Here is a 292-nt window from a genome sequence, read left to right on the forward strand (position 1 = left end):
CCGCCCAGCTCGAGGTGCGCGTGCGCTCGCCCGCGGCCTTTGAAGCCGAGGCCGCCGCCAGCGCCACCGCAAAGGGCGCGTTATGACGCCGTGACGGGCCGCGTAAATGCCTGACCCCGCCCTCACCGCCGCCATCCGCGAGGCCTACGCCAGCGCGCCCGCGAACGAAATCGTCTATCACACCCTGGAGCTGCGCCATCCGAGCTTCACCCAGCCCCTGCGCGTGGTGCGCGACTGGGACACGCTCACCGCGCGGCTCGAGGAGTCCGCGCCGGTGGACGCGGGTCGGTGG

General features: G+C 73.3%; 1 protein-coding gene. It reads left to right on the forward strand.

Annotated features, from left to right (window positions below; all coding sequences use genetic code 11):
* Positions 1–106 precede the first annotated feature (106 nt).
* A partial coding sequence (locus ACTFO6_RS17345) for a DUF1833 family protein (RefSeq protein WP_439935684.1) occupies positions 107–292 on the forward strand: 186 nt, incomplete at its 3' end.

Origin of the sequence: Pelomicrobium sp. G1 (assembly GCF_051905455.1) — a bacterium.
Lineage (GTDB): Bacteria > Pseudomonadota > Gammaproteobacteria > Burkholderiales > UBA6910 > Pelomicrobium.